Raw genomic sequence first — 17445 nt, forward strand, 5'->3', positions numbered from 1 at the left:
AATCAAACTTTTTTTCAGACGACCCCGCCATGCTCATCCTCGCTTGGAACACCCCGCCCGCCCCCGCCGAACTTGCCCGCGTGATCGAAACTCATCCCGCGCCGCTGCATCTGGTTGCCTGTCTGAGCGAAAACCGCATTCCCGATTTTCCTTTGTCCGATGCTCCGAGCGAGCTGGAAGGTCGTCTGAAAAACAGCCTCGACCAAGCCGTAAAATGCCTTCAGTTCAACAGCGTCAACTTTCTGGAAAACCTGTTACCTAATGTGCATCTCTGGCTTGTCCCGCCGCACCGTGCCGACAGCCTGCACGAACATTTCGACCCTATCGAATGGCAGACCGAAGCCGTGCCGCAAGCCGCGCCCAAGCCTATTAAACCTTGGTTCAGACGACCTCAAGCCACCACTCCGCCCGAACACGCGCTGGTTATCGGCGCGGGTATTGCCGGCGCTGCGACCGCGCGCAAGCTGGCGGAACACGGCGTGCGCGTTACCGTTTTGGAAGCGGGCAAAGCGGCGCAAGGCGGCAGCGGCAACCGCCAAGGGCTGCTCTACGCCAAAATCTCGCCGCACGACACCGAGCAGACCGAACTGCTGCTGGCAGGCTACGGCTATACCCGCCGCCTGCTGCAAGACCTGCTGCCCGATTCCGACGCATGGGGCGGCGACGGCGTGTTGCATCTCAATTTTGACGAAGCCGAACGCAAACGCAATCAGGCATTGAGTTTGCAGCAACATCACGCCCACCTTTACCGCAGCGTATCCGCCGACGAAGCCGCGCAAATCGCAGGCATAAACGTCTTTTCAGACGGCCTCTACTGGCAGCAGGGCGTATGGCTGAACCCGCCCGCCGTCGTCCGCGCCTTGCTGAATCATCCGCTGATTGCGTTACACGAAGACACGCCCCTATCCTCCGCCGAATACGACGGCGCAAACTGGACGGCACACACGCCGCGCGGCAGCTTCAGCGCAACCCACATCATCTACTGCATGGGCGCGCACAGCCCGAACGCCGCCGATGCCAACGTCTCCGCCCTGCCGTTCCGCCAAATCCGCGGGCAAACCGGCGTAGCGGCGGCAAGCGGTTTTTCCAAACGCCTGCGCTGCGCGCTATCCGGCGAAAGCTACATCAGCCCGAGCTGGCAAGGGCAACACTGCTACGGCGCAACCTTTGTCCTTAACAGCAACGACGACGCTTGGCACCCGCACGAAGAAACCGCCAACCGTGCCGCCCTGCAACAACTCAACCCGCCATTGGCGCAATCATTGTTTGAACAAAACCCGCTTCGCTCGGTTTCAGACGACCCCTTTGAACAACCACAAGGACACGCCGCCCTGCGCTGCGACAGTCCTGACCACCTGCCCGTCGTCGGCGCACTCGGTGACATCGCCGCCATGCAGACCGCCTACGCCAAACTCGCGTTGGACAAAAACTACCGCCTCGACAACATCCCCTGTCCCTACCTGCCGAACGCCTACATCAACACCGCACACGGCACCCGCGGCCTCGCCACCGCCCCCGTCTGCGCCGCCGCCATTGCCGCCGACATCCTCGGCATGCCTCAGCCGCTGTCCCAACGCCTGCGCACTGCCCTGCACCCCAACCGCGCCGTCATCCGCGCCATCGTGCGGCAGCAGCCTTTGCTTTGATGCGCAAGAGGTCGTCTGAAAAGCTGCCTGACCAAGCTGTCAATCGACCTCCGTTTCCACTATAATGTCGCATCCCATGCCCATACGGAACAGGCCGTCTGTTTTCAGACGACCTGTTTCTTTATTTCCGCTTTTTTAAAGTCCTACAAACACTTATGCTGCTCGACCTCAACCGCTTTTCCTTTCCCGTCTTCCTGAAAGAAATCCGCCTGCTGACCGCCCTTGCCCTGCCCATGTTGTTGGCGCAGGTTGCGCAGGTGGGCATCGGTTTTGTCGATACCGTGATGGCGGGCGATGCGAGCAAGAAGGACTTGGCGGCGGTGGCTTTGGGCAGCAGCGCGTTTGCCACGGTTTATATTACCTTTATGGGCATTATGGCGGCGCTGAACCCGATGATTGCCCAGCTTTACGGCGCGGGTAAAACCGGTGAAGTGGGCGAAACGGGGCGGCAGGGGATTTGGTTCGGGCTGATCTTGGGGATTTTCGGCATGGTATTGATGTGGGCGGCGATTACGCCGTTCCGCAACTGGCTGACCTTGAGCGATTATGTGGAAGATACGATGGCGCAGTATATGCTGTTCACCAGTCTGGCGATGCCGGCGGCAATGGTACACCGCGCCTTACACGCCTACGCCTCCAGCCTGAACCGCCCGCGCCTGATTATGTTGGTCAGCTTTGCGGCGTTTGTGTTGAACGTGCCGCTGAACTATGTTTTCGTTTACGGCAAATTCGGTATGCCCGCTTTGGGCGGCGCAGGCTGCGGACTGGCGACGATGGCGGTGTTTTGGTTCAGCGCGCTGGCGTTGTGGATTTATATCGCCAAGGAAAAATTCTTCCGCCCGTTCGGACTGACGGCAAAATTCGGCAAACCGGATTGGGCGGTGTTCAAACAGATTTGGAAAATCGGCGCGCCCATCGGGCTGTCTTATTTTTTGGAAGCCAGCGCGTTTTCGTTTATCGTGTTTTTGATCGCGCCCTTCGGCGAGGATTATGTGGCGGCGCAGCAGGTCGGCATCAGTTTGTCGGGGATTCTCTATATGATTCCGCAAAGTGTCGGCTCGGCAGGGACGGTGCGCATCGGCTTTTCATTAGGACGGCGCGAATTTTCGCGGGCGCGTTATATTTCGGGCGTATCGCTGGTGTCGGGCTGGGTGCTCGCCGTGATTACCGTGCTTTCCTTGGTATTATTCCGTTCCCCGCTGGCAAGCATGTACAACAATGATCCGGCGGTTTTAAGCATCGCCGCCACCGTCCTGTTGTTCGCCGGCTTATTTCAACCGGCAGACTTTACCCAATGTATCGCGTCCTACGCCCTGCGCGGCTATAAAGTCACAAAGGTGCCGATGTTCATCCACGCCGCCGCCTTCTGGGGCTGCGGCCTGCTGCCGGGCTACCTGCTCGCCTACCGTTTCGATATGGGCATTTACGGCTTCTGGACGGCATTGATTGCCTCGCTCACCATCGCAGCCATCGCCTTGGTGTGGTGCTTGGAATTGTGCAGCAGGGAGATGGTCAGAACGCATAAGGTCGTCTGAAATTTCTTTCAGACGGCCTCCATTGATATTTCATTTACGGCTTATTCACTTTTAAGGGAAAAAATGTTTTCAACTTCCATTATAGAAAAACTTGCTTACTATGTTTATTGCTTGATTGACCCTAGAGACGGCAATATTTTCTATGTAGGTAAAGGCGTAGGCAATCGCGTTTTCCATCATGCCCTAGGTTCATTACAAGAAACAGAAACGCCAAGTGATAAAATTGCTTTGATTAGGGAAATACATAAAAGCGGAAACCAGCCCGTGTATTACATTCTGCGGCACAACATCCAAACAGACAAACAGGCTTTTGAATATGAAGCAATGGCGATAGACCTACTCTCCCTAGTCAAGCCGAGCCAGCAGCCGCTGACTAATATTCAAGGGGGCACGCATTCTGCTGAAGTAGGATTAATGAGTTTGTTGGAATTAAAACGAAAGTATGATGCTCAAGAATTAAAAACTGACGAACCCATTGTTTTAATTACGATTAATAACGAATACGAGAAACTGAAAAAAGACATCAGATCAGGGAATATTCCTGAAGCCGATAGGCATAAGGAAATTTATGAGCGCACACGGAAATATTGGAAAATCGGAAACAGGCGCGAAAAAGCAAAATATGCAGTTGCAGTCTATCGCGGCTGGACATTGGCAGTGTATGAAATCGAAAGATGGATTTCTGCCGACGATATTATTCAAGGCCGCTGGATGTTTGAAGGCAAGCCGTTACCAGATGACTCCAAAATTTATGAAGAAATCGTGAATAAGCTGACCTATTCCTCCCAAGAAAACTATAAAGCGCCCCAAAACCCCATTACCTATCGTAATTGTTAAATAGTAAGTTTTCAGACGACCTGAATCCTCCATAAAACACAAATCATCATGCAACCCATCCAATACCAAACCGACCTTACCCCCTACAACACCTTCGGCCTTCGCGCCCAAGCCCAAGCCTTTATCGCGCTCGAACACGCTGACGAGTTGCGCGACATCGTCCGACTGCCCGAGTTCGACCGCAATACCGTTTTATGGCTTGGCGGCGGCAGCAACATCCTCTTGATGCAGGATTACGTCGGACTGGTCGTACATATGGAAAACAAAGGCATACGCGAGATTGCGCGTTCAGACGGCCTCGTTTACATCGAAGCGCAGGCAGGCGAAATCTGGCACGATTTTGTCCTGCACACCGTCGCGCTGGGTTTGAACGGTCTGGAAAACCTGAGCCTAATTCCGGGTACGGTCGGCGCGTCGCCCGTGCAGAACATCGGCGCATACGGCGTGGAAGCGAAAGACGTGATTCACAGCGTGCGCTGCTTCGATTTGGATACGGAAACCTTTGTCGAGCTTGCCAATGCCGATTGCCGCTTCGCCTACCGCGAAAGCCTGTTCAAGCAGGAAGGCAAAGGGCGTTATGTGATTGTTTCGGTCGTATTCGCCCTGAAAGAGCGTTTCGAGCCGAATTTGGGTTACGGCGATTTGGTAGCCGCCGTTGCCGAACTGAGCGCGGGCAGGGTGCCGACGGCGAAAGATGTTTCCGACGCAGTGTGTGTAATCCGCAACAGTAAACTGCCTAATCCTAACGTACTTGGTAATGTCGGCAGTTTCTTTAAAAACCCCGTCGTCAGCGCGGAAAAAGCTGCGTCCCTGTTGCAGCAGCATCCCGATATGCCGCGCTATCCGCAGCCTGACGGTTCGGTTAAACTCGCTGCCGGCTGGCTGATCGACCAATGCCGTCTGAAAGGCTTCCAAATCGGCGGCGCGGCGGTACACGACAGGCAGGCTTTGGTTTTGGTGAACAAAAACAATGCTTCTTCAGACGACGTCCGGCAACTGGCGCAACATGTCTGCGATACAGTATTTACTCGATTTCAGGTAGAATTACACGCCGAACCCAATTGGCTGCCCGCTTCGTTCAGCCTGTAAATCCAAGGAGTATGCCCGTGACCCGCATTGCAAAAACCAATACTTACACCCGCATCATCGACGCCAGCCTGACGCTTTTCAACGAGGAAGGCGAGCGCAACATCAGTACCAACCATATCGCGGCGCATTTGGGCATCAGTCCGGGCAATCTTTATTACCACTTCCGCAACAAAGACGAAATCATCGTCCAACTGTTCAAACGTTACAGCGAAGCCCTGCTGGCATATCTGAATGAAGCCGTATTGCCGTCCGATGTGGAAGACTCCATCAACTATATGGCGGGCATTTACGATGTCATGTGGGAATACCGCTTCCTCTTTAGCGACGTGAACACCCTGCTTGCGCGCAGTGCCGAACTATTGGGCGAACACAATACCTTCACCCAAGCCAAAGTCTCCCCGCTCTTGGTCAACCTGCTCACTCAGCTCAACGGATTGAACATCATCCAAGCCGACCAAACAGCCATGAACGACCTCGCCGTCAATATGTGGATGGTCACGAAATACTGGTTCGACTTCGACAGCTCCCTGCGCGGCCGCACCAAGCTGACCGAAGACTCCAAAGCACGCGGCATCCGTCGTACCTTAAGCCTCCTGCGCCCCTATCTCTTGCCGGAACACCGCGAGGAATACGACCGGAAAATAGGCGGTGCGCAGTCATAATCTTCATGCCGTCTGAGCTAATTTTCAGACGGCATTCATCTATAAACATGATACATACCCCTCCTTCCGCTTCCCCCGACGCATCTATCTTAGGCTTAGGCTACCTCGGACGTCCTTTGGCGCAGAAACTTTACGAACACGGCAGCCGAGTCGCTGCTGTCAAGCGCAGCATGACTTCGGACGATATTAATCTGCCCATACGCCTCGACACCCTCGACCTCAATCAAGACGACGTGTTTCAAAGCGCGAACCTTGCCCGCGATACAAGCTTTTGGCGGCACCACGCCGACAAACCCGTTTGGTTCTATCTTTTGCCGCCATCCTCGCTGACGCATTACGCCGACACCGTCAAACAATGGGCAGAACTTGCCCGAGCGTGTAACGTGCAGCATCTGATTTTCACGAGCAGCACCAGCATTTACGGCGATAAAGCGCGCGAATGCGACGAAACTGCCACACCCGACCCGCAAACCGAGTCTGCCCGTCAAATCCTCGCCGCCGAGCAATACCTGCTCGACAGCGGCGTTCCGAACATCGACATCCTGCGGCTGGGCGGGCTTTATTGCGCCGAACGCCATCCCGTCAGCCGCCTTGTTCAAAAGCAAAACATCTCGGGCGGCAACCAACCTGTCAATATCGTCCACCGCGACATTGCCGTCGAAACCCTGTTTCAGACGACCCTCCATCCAAACGGCAGGCGCATCCGCAACATCGTCGAACCGCGCCACCCGACCCGCCGCGATTTCTACACCGCCGAAGCTGCCAAACTCGGTCTCCCGCCGCCCGATTTTGCGCCTGATGACACAAGCAGCGGCAAAATTGTAAATACCGTTTCCGCCGACGGCTTAAGCCTGTAAAATTACGGCTCCGCGACCGTTTCAGACGACCTTTCGGCAGCGGCAAAACCAAAACCAAAAAACACAGTCTTACTTAACATAGTGAGTCGACAAAACAGGATAAGGCGAAGCATCGCCGCACAAATCAAGTTCACCCACTATACAACCCCAAGCCCGAAAGTATCGAGAACACTCTATGTCCGCCCTATTTCCCGTTATCAACCACCTGATACAGCAAAATCCGGAACATCAACAAGACCTGTCCCGCCTGTCAGGCAAAACCCTGAGCCTCAACCTCGCCGGATTCGGACTGACCGGACGCATCAATTACGACGGCTTCCTCGAAACCGCCGACCAACCCGCCGACACCCTCATCACCTTCCACCAAAGCGCCATCCGCAAAATCCTGACCGGACAAGAACCCGGCGTCGGCGACATCAGCCTCGAAGGCGACCTTATGCTCGGCATGACCGTCCTGCCCATACTCGGCAGCCTGCGCTACTACGCTTCAGACGACCTCGCCCGCATCTTCGGCGACTCACTCGCGGGCAGCATCAGCGAACGCGCCGCAAACATCGGGCAAACCGTCAAAAAAATCGGACAAAGCATAGCCGAGCAAATCAGCGACTTTTCCCGCGAACCTGAATCTCCCGTTATCGACGCCGCCACCCTGTCCGCCTGGATGGAAGAAGTGGACAAACTGCGCGACGACGTTGCCCGCCTTAACGAACGCCTCGACCGGCTCGAACGCGACATCTGGATAGACTAATTTTCAGACGACCCATGCCTATGAACAGCCCGTTTCACAACATCGGTATCGTAACCCGCCCCAATACCCCCGAAATCCAAAACACCGCCCATACCCTCATCCAATTCCTGCAGGGACACGGCTTTACCGTCTATCTTGACGAAATCGGCATAGAAGAACGCTGCATCTATGTTCAAGATACCGTCGGCTGCCACATCGTCAGCAAATCCGACTTGGGCAAACACTGCGACCTCGTCATCGTCCTCGGCGGCGACGGCACATTCCTCTCCGTCGCCCGCGAAATCGCCCCCCGTACCGTACCCGTTATCGGCATCAACCAGGGGCATTTAGGCTTCCTCACCCAAATTCCCCGCGAAAACATGACCGAAGAGCTGCAGCTCGTCCTAGAAGGCAAATACCTGCCCGAAGAGCGCATCCTCATCGAAGCCACACTCGTCCGCGACGGCGAAACCATCCACCGCGCCCTCGCCCTCAACGATGCCGTCATCTCACGCGGCGGCGCCGGACAAATGATCGAGTTCGAAGTCTTCATCAACCAAGAATTCGTCTATACCCAACGGTCCGACGGTCTCATCGTCTCCACCCCCACCGGCTCCACCGCCTACTCCCTTGCCGCAGGTGGCCCCATCATGCAGGCAGGATTACACGCCTTCACCCTCGTGCCCATCTGCCCCCAATCCATGACCAACCGCCCCATCGCCATCCCCGACACCTCCGAAATCGAAATCCTCGTTACCCAAAGCGGCGACGCCCGCGTCCATTTCGACGGACAATCCTTCATCGACGTACAAAACCTCGACCGCATCATCATCCGCCGCTACCACAACCCCCTGCGCATCCTCCACCCCACCGACTACCAATACTTCCGAACCCTGCGCCAAAAATTACACTGGGGCGAACAGCTCGTATAAACACCAAAGGTCGTCTGAAACCCGATTGCCAAGTTTTCAGACGACCTCATCAACCCACAAACCCTTCCCCCATTCCCAAACCAACGCCATCCCTATCTAACAACAAACGGACAACCTAAACCCCACGTCCGCCCTTTATCAAAAACGTCCCCAATCATGAACCGACAAAAAACCTACCTCCTGCTGACCGCCCTGTTCACCCTGATTTTCATCGCACTCATCATGCTCGGCGGCTACCTGCTTTCCATCCAAAGCAAACAGTTCGCCGTCGCCGCCTTCCTGTTCGCCTTCGGCGCCGTCTTCGCCCAAATCGGCAGCCTCGCCCTCTACATCCGCCACAAAGCCCGCGCACAAATCATGCGTGAGCAACAAACCGAATCCCATTAAGGCTGGGTATTGTTCGTTATCCATTTGCCGGTTCTACAGGCTTTACATAGGTAAAGTTTTGTTTGCCGCATTGCTCCCCCCCCCCCCTTGCAATTTACACTGACACCGCATACAACTTGTATGTTCTTAAATCTTTCAACCCACGGGAGTAGACTTATGAAACAAAACATCATCGTTGTCTTATTCAACATCTCCAGCGAAGCTTATCAAGCCTTTTCTGAATTGAAAGCTTACTCGCAGACAACAGATGCTTTGGTGGCACAAGCCGTTTTGATTAAAAAGGAAAATGGTCTGATTATCCCAGCAGAAAGCACCGACTTTACCGCCAATACGGTCGAAGGCACATGGACGGGCGGCCTCATTGGTTCACTGGTCGGCATTCTCGGCGGTCCTATCGGTGTTCTGTTGGGTGGAGCTACTGGCGCACTCATCGGCAGTGATGCAGGCACTGCCCAAACATTGGGAGAGGGGTTGTTGCTGGAAAATACAGCCAAAAAACTGGATAACGGCAGTACTGCAATCATTATTTTGGCGCAAGAATCCGACGAAGCTGTATTGGATGCCTTCTTCCACCGTTTCAAAACCGTTATTCTCCGGCAAGATGCAGCCGTTGCCCAACAGGACGTATTGGCAGCAATAGAAGCGCAGGAAGAAGTGGCACGTCAGGCACACGAAGCGTGGAAAAAACAGCGCAAAGCCGAGCGCAAAGAGAAAGTGGAAGCCTTCAAGGCCGACATCAAACAAAAATTCGACAAATTGGCAGCCAAGTTGAAATAACACTGCCACCAACCCAAGGTATGTAACCGCTCAAATTTTCCGTTTCGGATGCATGCCAAACCGGTTTGAGGCTACCTGAAAATCTATTTTTCAGGTAGCCTCTCCCTTTTTCATGCCCCGCCAAACCATCATGCTCACCCCGCAAAGCTGCGACCTATTCCAACGCCCATTTTTCCAGTTCGCCCAAATCCGCCAATACCAGCCCGAAACCGAAGCGCAAACCAAGCAAGGCCGACTACAAAGCCGCGTGGCAAGTGTGGCGCACGTTGGTTTTACAGGTAGCCTCACAACTGGGCGCGGGCTTTGCCCCGCCGCATATCGAACGCTGGTGCAACGGCTGGCAGCGCGACCTGGCTAGTCGAAACCCTGCACCGCCTGCTGCCAGTGTACGAAGCCTGCCACAATGTGCGGCTGTGAGCGGAAGCAAGCTTCCCCCATCTGCCGTTAAGGCTACCTGAAATCTAAAAGAAACAAACAAAACCAATGACCAAACGCCGAACCTTCCTCATTCTGACCATCCTCTTCACCCTGCTCTTCATCGCATTGGTAACGTTGGGCGCCTACCTGCTTTCCATCCAAAGCAAACAATTCGCCGTCGCCGCCTTCCTATTCGCCTTCGGCGCCGTCTTCGCCCAAATCGGCAGCCTCGCCCTCTACATCCGCCATAAAGCCCGCGCACAAATCATGCGCTCGCAACAAACCGAACCCCATTAAGGAAAACCCATGTTCGACAAAATCGTCCTCGCCAGCGGCAACGCAGGCAAACTCAAAGAATTTTCCCGCCTCTTCGCCGATTTGAACATCGAAGTCCTGCCGCAATCGCAGTTCGACACGCCCGAATGCCCCGAGCCGTACCACACCTTCGTCGAAAACGCGCTCGCCAAAGCCCGCCACGCCGCACGCCACAGCGGTCTGCCCGCGCTCGCCGATGACTCCGGCATCTGCGCCGCCGCATTAAACGGCGCACCCAGCGTCCTCTCCGCCCGCTATGCCGGAGCCAATCCTAAATCCGATGCCGCCAACAACAAACGCCTTTCAGACGACCTCGCCGACAAAGCCGACAAAAGCTGCCACTACGTCTGCGTCCTCGTCCTCGTCCGCCACGAAAACGACCCGCAGCCCATCATCGCCGAAGGCATCTGGCGCGGACAATGGCAGGCAGAAGCCGCAGGCACCAACGGCTTCGGCTACGACCCGCATTTCTACCTGCCCGAACATAACTGCACAGCCGCCGAGCTTGACCCCGAAATCAAAAATGCCGAAAGCCACAGGGGACAGGCTTTGCGGGAATTGTTGAAAAAAATCGAAGCCTTATAAATCGATGATAGGTCGTCTGAAAACCCCGAAACGCTTTTTCAGACGACCCAAACCCACCACATCACGAAAGAAACTCATGTCCCCCAAGCAAATCCTGATTGCCGCCATCCGTTTGATCGTTTTAATCGGTATCGTACAAACATTCAGCAGCATCGTTACCATATTTGCCCAGTCTGGAAGCGAATATAACAGCGCACAACTCCTGTTGCCGCTATCCATCTACGGCTTTTATTTGGCCGCATGGCTGCTTGTATGGTGTTTTCCTGCCACTATTGCCAACCGCCTGCTGCCCCAACACCTACAAACCGCACAGGAAACCCCAAAACACCCTGCGCCATGGATGACGACCGGTATTGTCTTGATCGGCGTATACACTCTTTCCCAAGCCATACCCAACCTGATTTACTTGTTCTCTATCTATCGTTTTACACAATCTACCCTCACCGACGCACACACATCCGTTTGGGTAAATCTCGGTCCGCAAAACCAAGCCGGTATATTCGCCAGCACCGCCCAGTTCCTTATCGGCATTTTCCTGCTGTTCGGCGCGCCCAAACTCTCGTCTTGGATTCGCAAAAGACTTTAACAACATAAAGACAACAGGTCGTCTGAAAAAATTTCAGACGACCTGCAATTGTCCTTGTATCGAAATAAAAACGAATTTATGGCCCATTCCCGCCACCAACTTTTGAAACTGCCCTTACTGCCCTCTACCCTACTAATGAAAACCATCCGTTTGATATTGTCGTATATAGTAACTTTATCATTAATTTTGTTACTGTTTATTTCTAAAACTTTGTTGTTTGTCTCAAAGCCTTTTCTGCCCATCATTGTCGTTTTGCTGCGTTTATTGATTTGGCTGATGTTCCCTTTATATTTTATCTGTTTGTTTATTTACACATTGTTCCGCCCATTTAAAAATCATGAAACACTTTTCCGGCATTGGCTGGATGTCATTTACCGCGACCGTCCGGAAACCGTTGGCATCATTATCGAAAATATCCATCAAGACTTAAGAGGGGAAGATGAAGACGGGGAAAATAATGCGCAGGAAGAAAATAACGAAACCACCGTATTCAAAAACCTCTTAACCGAAGGCTTTATCCTACACAATAATCTCGAAGACTACGCACATCTGTTTTCCGTTGATTGGAAAGACGGAGAAGGTTTTATTGACTGCATCGCAGAAATGGCGCAACGTTTTAATGTCAACCTGAATTGGACTGAACAGCAGCTTGAAGACGATCTGCCCGATCAGTTGGCAAGGGCCGTATATCCCTTATTTGAAGCTGCCGGTGCAGTACTTTATAGTGCAGACACGGGAAGCGACTATTACACTTTTATCATCATCCCGCAACAAGACACAGCCGATTTTGAAAAAGTATCGAAACAATATGGTGTGTCCTTGCAGCGGGTAAATATAGTGGATTAAATTTAAACCAGTACGGCGTTGTCTCGCCTTAGCTCAAAGAGAACGATTCTCTAAGGTGCTGAAGCACCAAGTGAATCGGTTCCGTACTATTTGTACTGTCTGCGGCTTCGTCGCCTTGTCCTGATTTAAATTTAATCCACTATAAAACCATCTGACACGAAACTTAATACCACAGATGCCGTCTGAAAAAATTTCAGACGACCTCAATCCCCAAAACACACTATGACCCAAATCACATTCCCCCAAGCCGGACAGCTCACGGCCCTGCCGCCCCTGTCGCTCTATATACACATCCCGTGGTGCATCAAAAAATGCCCGTATTGCGACTTCAATTCCCACAGTCTGAAAAACGGATTGCCCGAAGCCGCCTACATCGACGCGCTGCTGACCGACTTGCAGCTCGAATTGCCCAATATTTGGGGTAGGCCGGTGGAAACGATCTTTTTCGGCGGCGGTACGCCCAGCCTGTTTCAGGCGGAATCGATTGACCGTTTGTTAAGCGGCGTGCGTTCGCTGTTGCGCTTGCAGCCCGAAGCGGAAATTACTTTGGAAGCCAATCCGGGTACATTTGAAATTGAGAAGTTTCAAGGATTTAAAGATGCGGGTATCACGCGGCTTTCTATTGGCGTGCAGAGTTTCAACGACGATATGCTCTCAAGGCTGGGGCGCGTCCACAACGGCAAAGAAGCCTTAACCGCCATCGATACCGCCTTGAAATTATTTGATAAAGTCAATATCGACTTGATGTATGCGCTGCCAAACCAAACTGTTCAAACGGCATTGGACGACGTGCAAACCGCCATCGCCACGGGCGCGACACATATCAGCGCGTATCATCTGACGATGGAGCCGAACACGCCGTTTGGTCATACGCCGCCGAAAGGTTTGCCGCAAGACGAAGCTGCCCTCGATATCGAAGACGCGGTACACGCCGCGCTGGAGGGCGCGGGTTTTATCCACTACGAAACATCGGCTTTTGCGAAACCCGCCATGCAGTGTCGCCACAATTTGAACTACTGGCAGTTCGGCGATTATTTAGGTATAGGCGCGGGCGCGCACGGCAAAATTTCCTACCCCGACCGCATCGAGCGCACCGTCCGCCGCCGCCACCCCAACGACTACCTCGCCTTAATGCGAAGCCAGCCGAGTGAAGCCGTCGAACGCAAAACCGTCGCCGCCGAAGATTTGACGTTCGAATTCATGATGAACGCCCTTCGCCTGACCGACGGCGTACCCGCCGCGATGTTGCAGGAGCGCACAGGCATACCCGCCGCCAAAATCATGGCGCAAATCGAAACGGCTAGACAAAAAGGTCTGCTGGAAACCGACCCGACCGTGTTCCGCCCAACTGAGCAGGGACGGTTGTTTTTAAACGATTTATTGCAATGCTTTTTATAGGATTAGATTTTTTCAGACGACCTTAATACACCAAACCGTAACATCCGCAGGCTGCTAACGAAAACCATGACAGACAGTTTTTATCTTGTTTGTTTTATCATAATAAAATACAATTGGGATAACCGTCGGTCTTGAATAAATATTCGGCGGTAATACCCCTTATTCCGTTGCAAGGAAACAAACATGAAAAAAATTCTGACTACCCTGATTGCCCTCTCCATCTCAACCGTTGCGCTGGCAGATGACAGCCATGGTTTCTACATTCAAGGCGATCTTGGCCACTCAACCCTTAAAACCAATGACGAAGGTGGCAAAACTAGTGCCAAAGGCTTCAGCCCGCGTCTGTCTGCCGGATATGATTTCGGCGATTTCCGTGTCGCTGCCGATTACACCCACTATAAAACTTTGAAAGACCATGAACAGGGTCGGTCTTACACACTCGACTCAAAAATCAAACTCCAAAGCGTCGGTGTTTCCGCCATTTATGATTTCGACTTAAACTCCCCAGTTAAACCTTATGTCGGCGCACGCGTAGGCATCAATCGCTTTTCTTATGACGACGATTACCGCAGTGTGAATTTTCATGAGACTGAATCGATCCGCAAAACTAAAACCGGCGTAGGCGTATTGGCAGGCGTAGGCTATGACATTACCGAAAACGTCGCTTTGGACGCCGGCTACCGCTACAACCACTTGGGCAAATTCGACGGCTTAAAAGTGCATTCTCACGAAGTATCTGCCGGTGTCCGCGTGAAATTCTAATTCCCGCACCCCTCATAACAAAACCGCCCGAAGCGTCCAAACTTCGGGCGGTTTTCGCAAATGATTGAAGTACATACGATATATAGTGGATTAAATTTAAATCAGGACAAGGCGACGAAGCCGCAGACAGTACAGATAGTACGGCAAGGCGAGACAACGCCGTACTGGTTTAAAGTTAATCCACTATAATTCTATTCTCATTCAAATTTATTTAACCAAAGGTCGTCTGAAAATATCCATACCCTACACAATCCCTCGGTTTTATACGATAATCACCACCGTTTTCATCAAAGTTTCCATCTTTCAGACGACCCCGACAACAGGAGAAAATCATGTCCAAAACCATCATCCACAGTGACAAAGCCCCCGCCGCCATCGGCGCATACAGCCAAGCCGTGCGCGCGGGCGACACCGTTTACATGAGCGGTCAAATCCCTCTCGATCCCGTCACCATGACCGTTGTCGGCAATGGCGACTTCCGCGCCGAAGCACGCCAGGTTTTTAAAAACCTGCAAGCTGTCGCCGAAGCCGCAGGCGGCACGCTGGCTGACATCGTCAAACTCAACGCCTACCTGACCGACCTTGCCAACTTCGCCGTCTTCAACGAAGTCATGGCAGAGTTCATCCAAGAACCCTTCCCTGCCCGCGCTGCCGTCGGTGTCGCCTCCCTGCCCAAAGGCGTGCAGGTCGAAGCCGAAGCCGTGCTGGTACTGAACGCATAAGACACGCAACCCGTTTTCAGACGACCTCCCACAAGCCAAAGGTCGTCTGAAACACCACACACACAATCGGACAATAACAACAATGGCACACTACGCAATCGGCGATATTCAAGGCTGCTTCGACGAATTCACCCTTCTGCTCGACAAAATCAACTTCAACCACGGCACAGACACCCTCTGGCTCGTCGGCGACATCGTCAACCGCGGCCCCAAATCCCTCGAAGTCCTCCAATTCTGCATGGAACACGAAAGCAGCGTCCGTATGGTTCTCGGCAACCACGACCTGCACCTGCTCGCCGTCGGCTGCGGCGAAGGCACGGTCAAACGAAGCGACACCATTACACCCATCCTCACACACCCCGACAGCAAAAAAATGCTCGACTGGCTGCGTTTCCAACCCCTGCTCATCAAAGGCGTCCGCCATGTTATGGTTCACGCCGGCATCCTGCCCCAATGGACCATCGCCCGCGCCGAACTGCTCGCCAGCGAAACCGAAGCCGAGTTGCGCGGCAAAAAATACAAAAAGTTTTTCTCCAAAATGTACGGCAACAAACCTGCCGAGTGGAGCGACGAGCTGACCGGTTACGACCGCCTGCGCATGATTGTCAACGTCTTCACCCGAATGCGCGCACTGACGCTGAAAAACGAACTCGACTACGACTACAAATCCACCCTCAAAAAAATGCCCTCGAACCTGCGCCCTTGGTTCAAAGCCCCAAACAGGCAAAACCTCAGCCACACCATCGTCTTCGGCCACTGGTCCTCGCTGGGCTTTATGAACACCGACAACATCCTCTCCCTCGACACCGGCGCACTTTGGGGCGGCGAACTGACCGCCATCAACCTTGCCGACCACAGTATCACCCAAGTCCCCTCCCTCGGCGGTTTGGACTGGAAAACGGCTTTGAAATAAATCAGGATACCAGTTTGTTGAGCAGGTCGTGCCCGACCATGATACGGTTTCAGCGGGAGAAACCGCACAGTTTCCTGTTGTCACTTCTGTAAACAGCAATTAAACCGTCGTAGCCGTTGTTATCATAGCTGCCGTTGATCATAATGGCGGGAGGCGCTTTTCTATAAAAGCACGTTTTCGACAATAAAAAACGAAGGTCGTCTGAAAACTAACTTTCAGACGACCTTAAGATTTGTTGGACACTGCCCCAATCTGCTTATTTTACTCAATATTATTTTTATATATTTTTATCAAATTTCCCCTGTCATCATACTCATAAGTAAAACCCATTATTTTATTACCATTAATATATAGTGGAATAAATTTAAATCAGGACAAGGCGACGAAGCCGCAGACAGTACAGATAGTACGACAAGGCGAGGCAACGCCGTACTGGTTTAAAGTTAATCCACTATATTTATCAAATTTAATTAATTTCCCATCTCTATAAAACCCAACATAATAGGATACAATCTCCTTGCGTTTGCTGATTTCCTCGACCTTATCCAAATTAACCTCATCATACAATATTGCAGGATGATTATATTTAGGGAAACTCATTCCTAAATAGTGCTTAATAGTTAAATCATTGTAGAGAGTATTTTTTCAAGCGAATGTAACATACTTAAATAAAAATACTTGTTTGAGATAATAAGACGGATATCATAGTTCACGATTGAATAGAAAATGGATTACGCCAAAATACTAGATGCCAGTATTGAAAATATTCAAAATAACTTAAAGAATAAAATTTTAAAACAGGAAAATAACAAATGGGTTATAACTTAGAGATATTAAATACTTCTCAAGTATTTGCTGATAAAAAATACTTGAAAGAATTTAAATTTGCAAATGGCAAATCATTTCCTCATTCTTACCAATCTTTCGCAACACAATTTGGCTGGGGGAGAGTATTGAACAATTACTTAATTTACATCCCCCTAAATCCACAGTTTCATGATTCGTGGCAAAATGCTCGTGAACATATAAAATCAACATATATGAATGATATTGATGAATATATTGACTATTATCCTGATGAATCATTAAATTTAATGAAACGAATGGAACCATTTGCCAAAAGTGAGTCAGGGTATTATTTATTTTGGGATATATATAGCGAAGATTCACACAATGAATTTAATATATACGCAACAGATTTTGTAGGCGATATATATCTACTAGGAAAAGATTTATTTGAAGTATTTTATAACTTGACCAATGACACCAAAATCTTAAAAGAATGTTTTAATAGGGCACCTTGGCCCAAAACATTTGAAGGTTTTACATTTATTTATTAAAAACTCAACTGCTTAATAAATATAAATAAGCCGTAGTTGGTGTCGCCCCAACAATCAAGAAAGCTCTCTGCCAACACCAGACTCGCCAAACACAAATCGACAACATCGAACA

At 51.7% G+C, this 17445-nt stretch carries 19 protein-coding genes and 1 pseudogene; all 20 read left to right on the plus strand.

The annotated features are described in order from the left end of the window. Window positions 1-29 precede the first annotated feature (29 nt). The 20 genes and pseudogenes from mnmC (at window position 30) to DBZ16_RS01430 (ending at window position 17333) form a co-directional block, all read left to right on the plus strand. Window positions 30-1646, plus strand: coding sequence for an FAD-dependent 5-carboxymethylaminomethyl-2-thiouridine(34) oxidoreductase MnmC (mnmC, locus tag DBZ16_RS01330; RefSeq protein ID WP_107812657.1), 1617 nt, complete (start codon window positions 30-32; stop codon window positions 1644-1646). 155 nt (window positions 1647-1801) lie between these two features. Then, window positions 1802-3181, plus strand: a complete 1380-nt coding sequence (norM, locus tag DBZ16_RS01335) for a multidrug efflux MATE transporter NorM (protein ID WP_107812658.1) — start codon at window positions 1802-1804, stop codon at window positions 3179-3181. Between the two features lie 63 nt (window positions 3182-3244). Next, window positions 3245-4018, plus strand: coding sequence for an LEM-3-like GIY-YIG domain-containing protein (locus tag DBZ16_RS01340; RefSeq protein WP_107812659.1), 774 nt, complete (start codon window positions 3245-3247; stop codon window positions 4016-4018). Between the two features lie 48 nt (window positions 4019-4066). Beyond that, on the plus strand, window positions 4067-5107 hold the full coding sequence (murB, locus tag DBZ16_RS01345) for a UDP-N-acetylmuramate dehydrogenase (RefSeq protein ID WP_107812660.1): 1041 nt from the start codon (window positions 4067-4069) through the stop codon (window positions 5105-5107). 11 nt (window positions 5108-5118) lie between these two features. Then, the gene (locus DBZ16_RS01350) at window positions 5119-5769 is read left to right on the plus strand and encodes a TetR/AcrR family transcriptional regulator (protein ID WP_003751497.1); all 651 of its coding nucleotides are present in this window, start codon (window positions 5119-5121) and stop codon (window positions 5767-5769) included. A gap of 47 nt (window positions 5770-5816) precedes the next feature. After that, a complete protein-coding gene (locus DBZ16_RS01355) occupies window positions 5817-6626 on the plus strand; it encodes an SDR family oxidoreductase (protein ID WP_107812661.1) in 810 nt (269 codons plus the stop codon). Window positions 6627-6801: 175 nt separating this feature from the next. After that, on the plus strand, window positions 6802-7374 hold the full coding sequence (locus tag DBZ16_RS01360; RefSeq protein ID WP_107812662.1) for a ubiquinone biosynthesis accessory factor UbiJ: 573 nt from the start codon (window positions 6802-6804) through the stop codon (window positions 7372-7374). A 20-nt stretch (window positions 7375-7394) separates the two neighbouring features. Further along, entirely contained in the window at window positions 7395-8285 is an 891-nt protein-coding gene (locus tag DBZ16_RS01365; protein WP_049222657.1) for an NAD(+) kinase, read from the plus strand. Window positions 8286-8441: 156 nt separating this feature from the next. After that, window positions 8442-8672 carry an NGO_0222 family membrane protein gene (locus DBZ16_RS01370; protein ID WP_019270290.1) on the plus strand — a complete coding sequence of 77 codons (231 nt, stop codon included), beginning with the start codon at window positions 8442-8444 and terminating at the stop codon, window positions 8670-8672. A 156-nt stretch (window positions 8673-8828) separates the two neighbouring features. Then, on the plus strand, window positions 8829-9449 hold the full coding sequence (locus DBZ16_RS01375) for a DUF1269 domain-containing protein (RefSeq protein ID WP_003741838.1): 621 nt from the start codon (window positions 8829-8831) through the stop codon (window positions 9447-9449). Window positions 9450-9579: 130 nt separating this feature from the next. Continuing rightward, window positions 9580-9793, plus strand: a pseudogene (locus tag DBZ16_RS01380) (HI_0552 family protein); the annotation flags it as partial. A gap of 139 nt (window positions 9794-9932) precedes the next feature. After that, the gene (locus tag DBZ16_RS01385; RefSeq protein WP_003741840.1) at window positions 9933-10163 is read left to right on the plus strand and encodes an NGO_0222 family membrane protein; all 231 of its coding nucleotides are present in this window, start codon (window positions 9933-9935) and stop codon (window positions 10161-10163) included. Between the two features lie 9 nt (window positions 10164-10172). Continuing rightward, the gene (gene rdgB, locus DBZ16_RS01390) at window positions 10173-10766 is read left to right on the plus strand and encodes an RdgB/HAM1 family non-canonical purine NTP pyrophosphatase (protein ID WP_107812663.1); all 594 of its coding nucleotides are present in this window, start codon (window positions 10173-10175) and stop codon (window positions 10764-10766) included. A gap of 76 nt (window positions 10767-10842) precedes the next feature. Next, window positions 10843-11352 carry a hypothetical protein gene (locus DBZ16_RS01395; protein ID WP_107812664.1) on the plus strand — a complete coding sequence of 170 codons (510 nt, stop codon included), beginning with the start codon at window positions 10843-10845 and terminating at the stop codon, window positions 11350-11352. A 78-nt stretch (window positions 11353-11430) separates the two neighbouring features. Further along, window positions 11431-12198 (plus strand): DUF6630 family protein, encoded by a 768-nt coding sequence (locus DBZ16_RS01400; protein ID WP_240600132.1) that lies wholly within the window; start codon window positions 11431-11433, stop codon window positions 12196-12198. 222 nt (window positions 12199-12420) lie between these two features. Then, entirely contained in the window at window positions 12421-13596 is a 1176-nt protein-coding gene (gene hemW, locus DBZ16_RS01405; protein WP_107812665.1) for a radical SAM family heme chaperone HemW, read from the plus strand. A 183-nt stretch (window positions 13597-13779) separates the two neighbouring features. Further along, the gene (locus tag DBZ16_RS01410) at window positions 13780-14358 is read left to right on the plus strand and encodes an opacity family porin (protein ID WP_070496237.1); all 579 of its coding nucleotides are present in this window, start codon (window positions 13780-13782) and stop codon (window positions 14356-14358) included. A gap of 332 nt (window positions 14359-14690) precedes the next feature. Beyond that, window positions 14691-15080: a RidA family protein gene (locus DBZ16_RS01415; protein WP_107812666.1), complete on the plus strand. Its 390-nt coding sequence runs from the start codon at window positions 14691-14693 to the stop codon at window positions 15078-15080. Between the two features lie 82 nt (window positions 15081-15162). Next, on the plus strand, window positions 15163-15993 hold the full coding sequence (locus DBZ16_RS01420) for a symmetrical bis(5'-nucleosyl)-tetraphosphatase (protein WP_107812667.1): 831 nt from the start codon (window positions 15163-15165) through the stop codon (window positions 15991-15993). An 812-nt stretch (window positions 15994-16805) separates the two neighbouring features. Then, complete coding sequence (locus DBZ16_RS01430) at window positions 16806-17333, plus strand: SMI1/KNR4 family protein (RefSeq protein WP_107812668.1); 528 nt, start codon at window positions 16806-16808, stop codon at window positions 17331-17333. Window positions 17334-17445: the final 112 nt, after the last annotated feature.

The sequence above is a fragment of the Neisseria sicca genome, assembly GCF_003044565.1.
Lineage (GTDB): Bacteria > Pseudomonadota > Gammaproteobacteria > Burkholderiales > Neisseriaceae > Neisseria > Neisseria sicca_A.

What these genes read in the sequence shown, in the direction of transcription:
- DBZ16_RS01355 (WP_107812661.1), top strand. Translation starts at nt 5,817, where the DNA reads ATGATACATACCCCTCCTTCCGCTTCCCCCGACGCATCTATCTTAGGC.
- DBZ16_RS01375 (WP_003741838.1), top strand. Translation starts at nt 8,829, where the DNA reads ATGAAACAAAACATCATCGTTGTCTTATTCAACATCTCCAGCGAAGCT.
- DBZ16_RS01370 (WP_019270290.1), top strand. Translation starts at nt 8,442, where the DNA reads ATGAACCGACAAAAAACCTACCTCCTGCTGACCGCCCTGTTCACCCTG.
- norM (WP_107812658.1), top strand. Translation starts at nt 1,802, where the DNA reads ATGCTGCTCGACCTCAACCGCTTTTCCTTTCCCGTCTTCCTGAAAGAA.
- DBZ16_RS01385 (WP_003741840.1), top strand. Translation starts at nt 9,933, where the DNA reads ATGACCAAACGCCGAACCTTCCTCATTCTGACCATCCTCTTCACCCTG.
- mnmC (WP_107812657.1), top strand. Translation starts at nt 30, where the DNA reads ATGCTCATCCTCGCTTGGAACACCCCGCCCGCCCCCGCCGAACTTGCC.
- DBZ16_RS01410 (WP_070496237.1), top strand. Translation starts at nt 13,780, where the DNA reads ATGAAAAAAATTCTGACTACCCTGATTGCCCTCTCCATCTCAACCGTT.
- rdgB (WP_107812663.1), top strand. Translation starts at nt 10,173, where the DNA reads ATGTTCGACAAAATCGTCCTCGCCAGCGGCAACGCAGGCAAACTCAAA.
- DBZ16_RS01350 (WP_003751497.1), top strand. Translation starts at nt 5,119, where the DNA reads ATGCCCGTGACCCGCATTGCAAAAACCAATACTTACACCCGCATCATC.
- DBZ16_RS01430 (WP_107812668.1), top strand. Translation starts at nt 16,806, where the DNA reads ATGGGTTATAACTTAGAGATATTAAATACTTCTCAAGTATTTGCTGAT.
- DBZ16_RS01420 (WP_107812667.1), top strand. Translation starts at nt 15,163, where the DNA reads ATGGCACACTACGCAATCGGCGATATTCAAGGCTGCTTCGACGAATTC.
- DBZ16_RS01340 (WP_107812659.1), top strand. Translation starts at nt 3,245, where the DNA reads ATGTTTTCAACTTCCATTATAGAAAAACTTGCTTACTATGTTTATTGC.
- DBZ16_RS01400 (WP_240600132.1), top strand. Translation starts at nt 11,431, where the DNA reads ATGGCCCATTCCCGCCACCAACTTTTGAAACTGCCCTTACTGCCCTCT.
- murB (WP_107812660.1), top strand. Translation starts at nt 4,067, where the DNA reads ATGCAACCCATCCAATACCAAACCGACCTTACCCCCTACAACACCTTC.
- DBZ16_RS01395 (WP_107812664.1), top strand. Translation starts at nt 10,843, where the DNA reads ATGTCCCCCAAGCAAATCCTGATTGCCGCCATCCGTTTGATCGTTTTA.
- DBZ16_RS01415 (WP_107812666.1), top strand. Translation starts at nt 14,691, where the DNA reads ATGTCCAAAACCATCATCCACAGTGACAAAGCCCCCGCCGCCATCGGC.
- DBZ16_RS01365 (WP_049222657.1), top strand. Translation starts at nt 7,395, where the DNA reads ATGAACAGCCCGTTTCACAACATCGGTATCGTAACCCGCCCCAATACC.
- hemW (WP_107812665.1), top strand. Translation starts at nt 12,421, where the DNA reads ATGACCCAAATCACATTCCCCCAAGCCGGACAGCTCACGGCCCTGCCG.
- DBZ16_RS01360 (WP_107812662.1), top strand. Translation starts at nt 6,802, where the DNA reads ATGTCCGCCCTATTTCCCGTTATCAACCACCTGATACAGCAAAATCCG.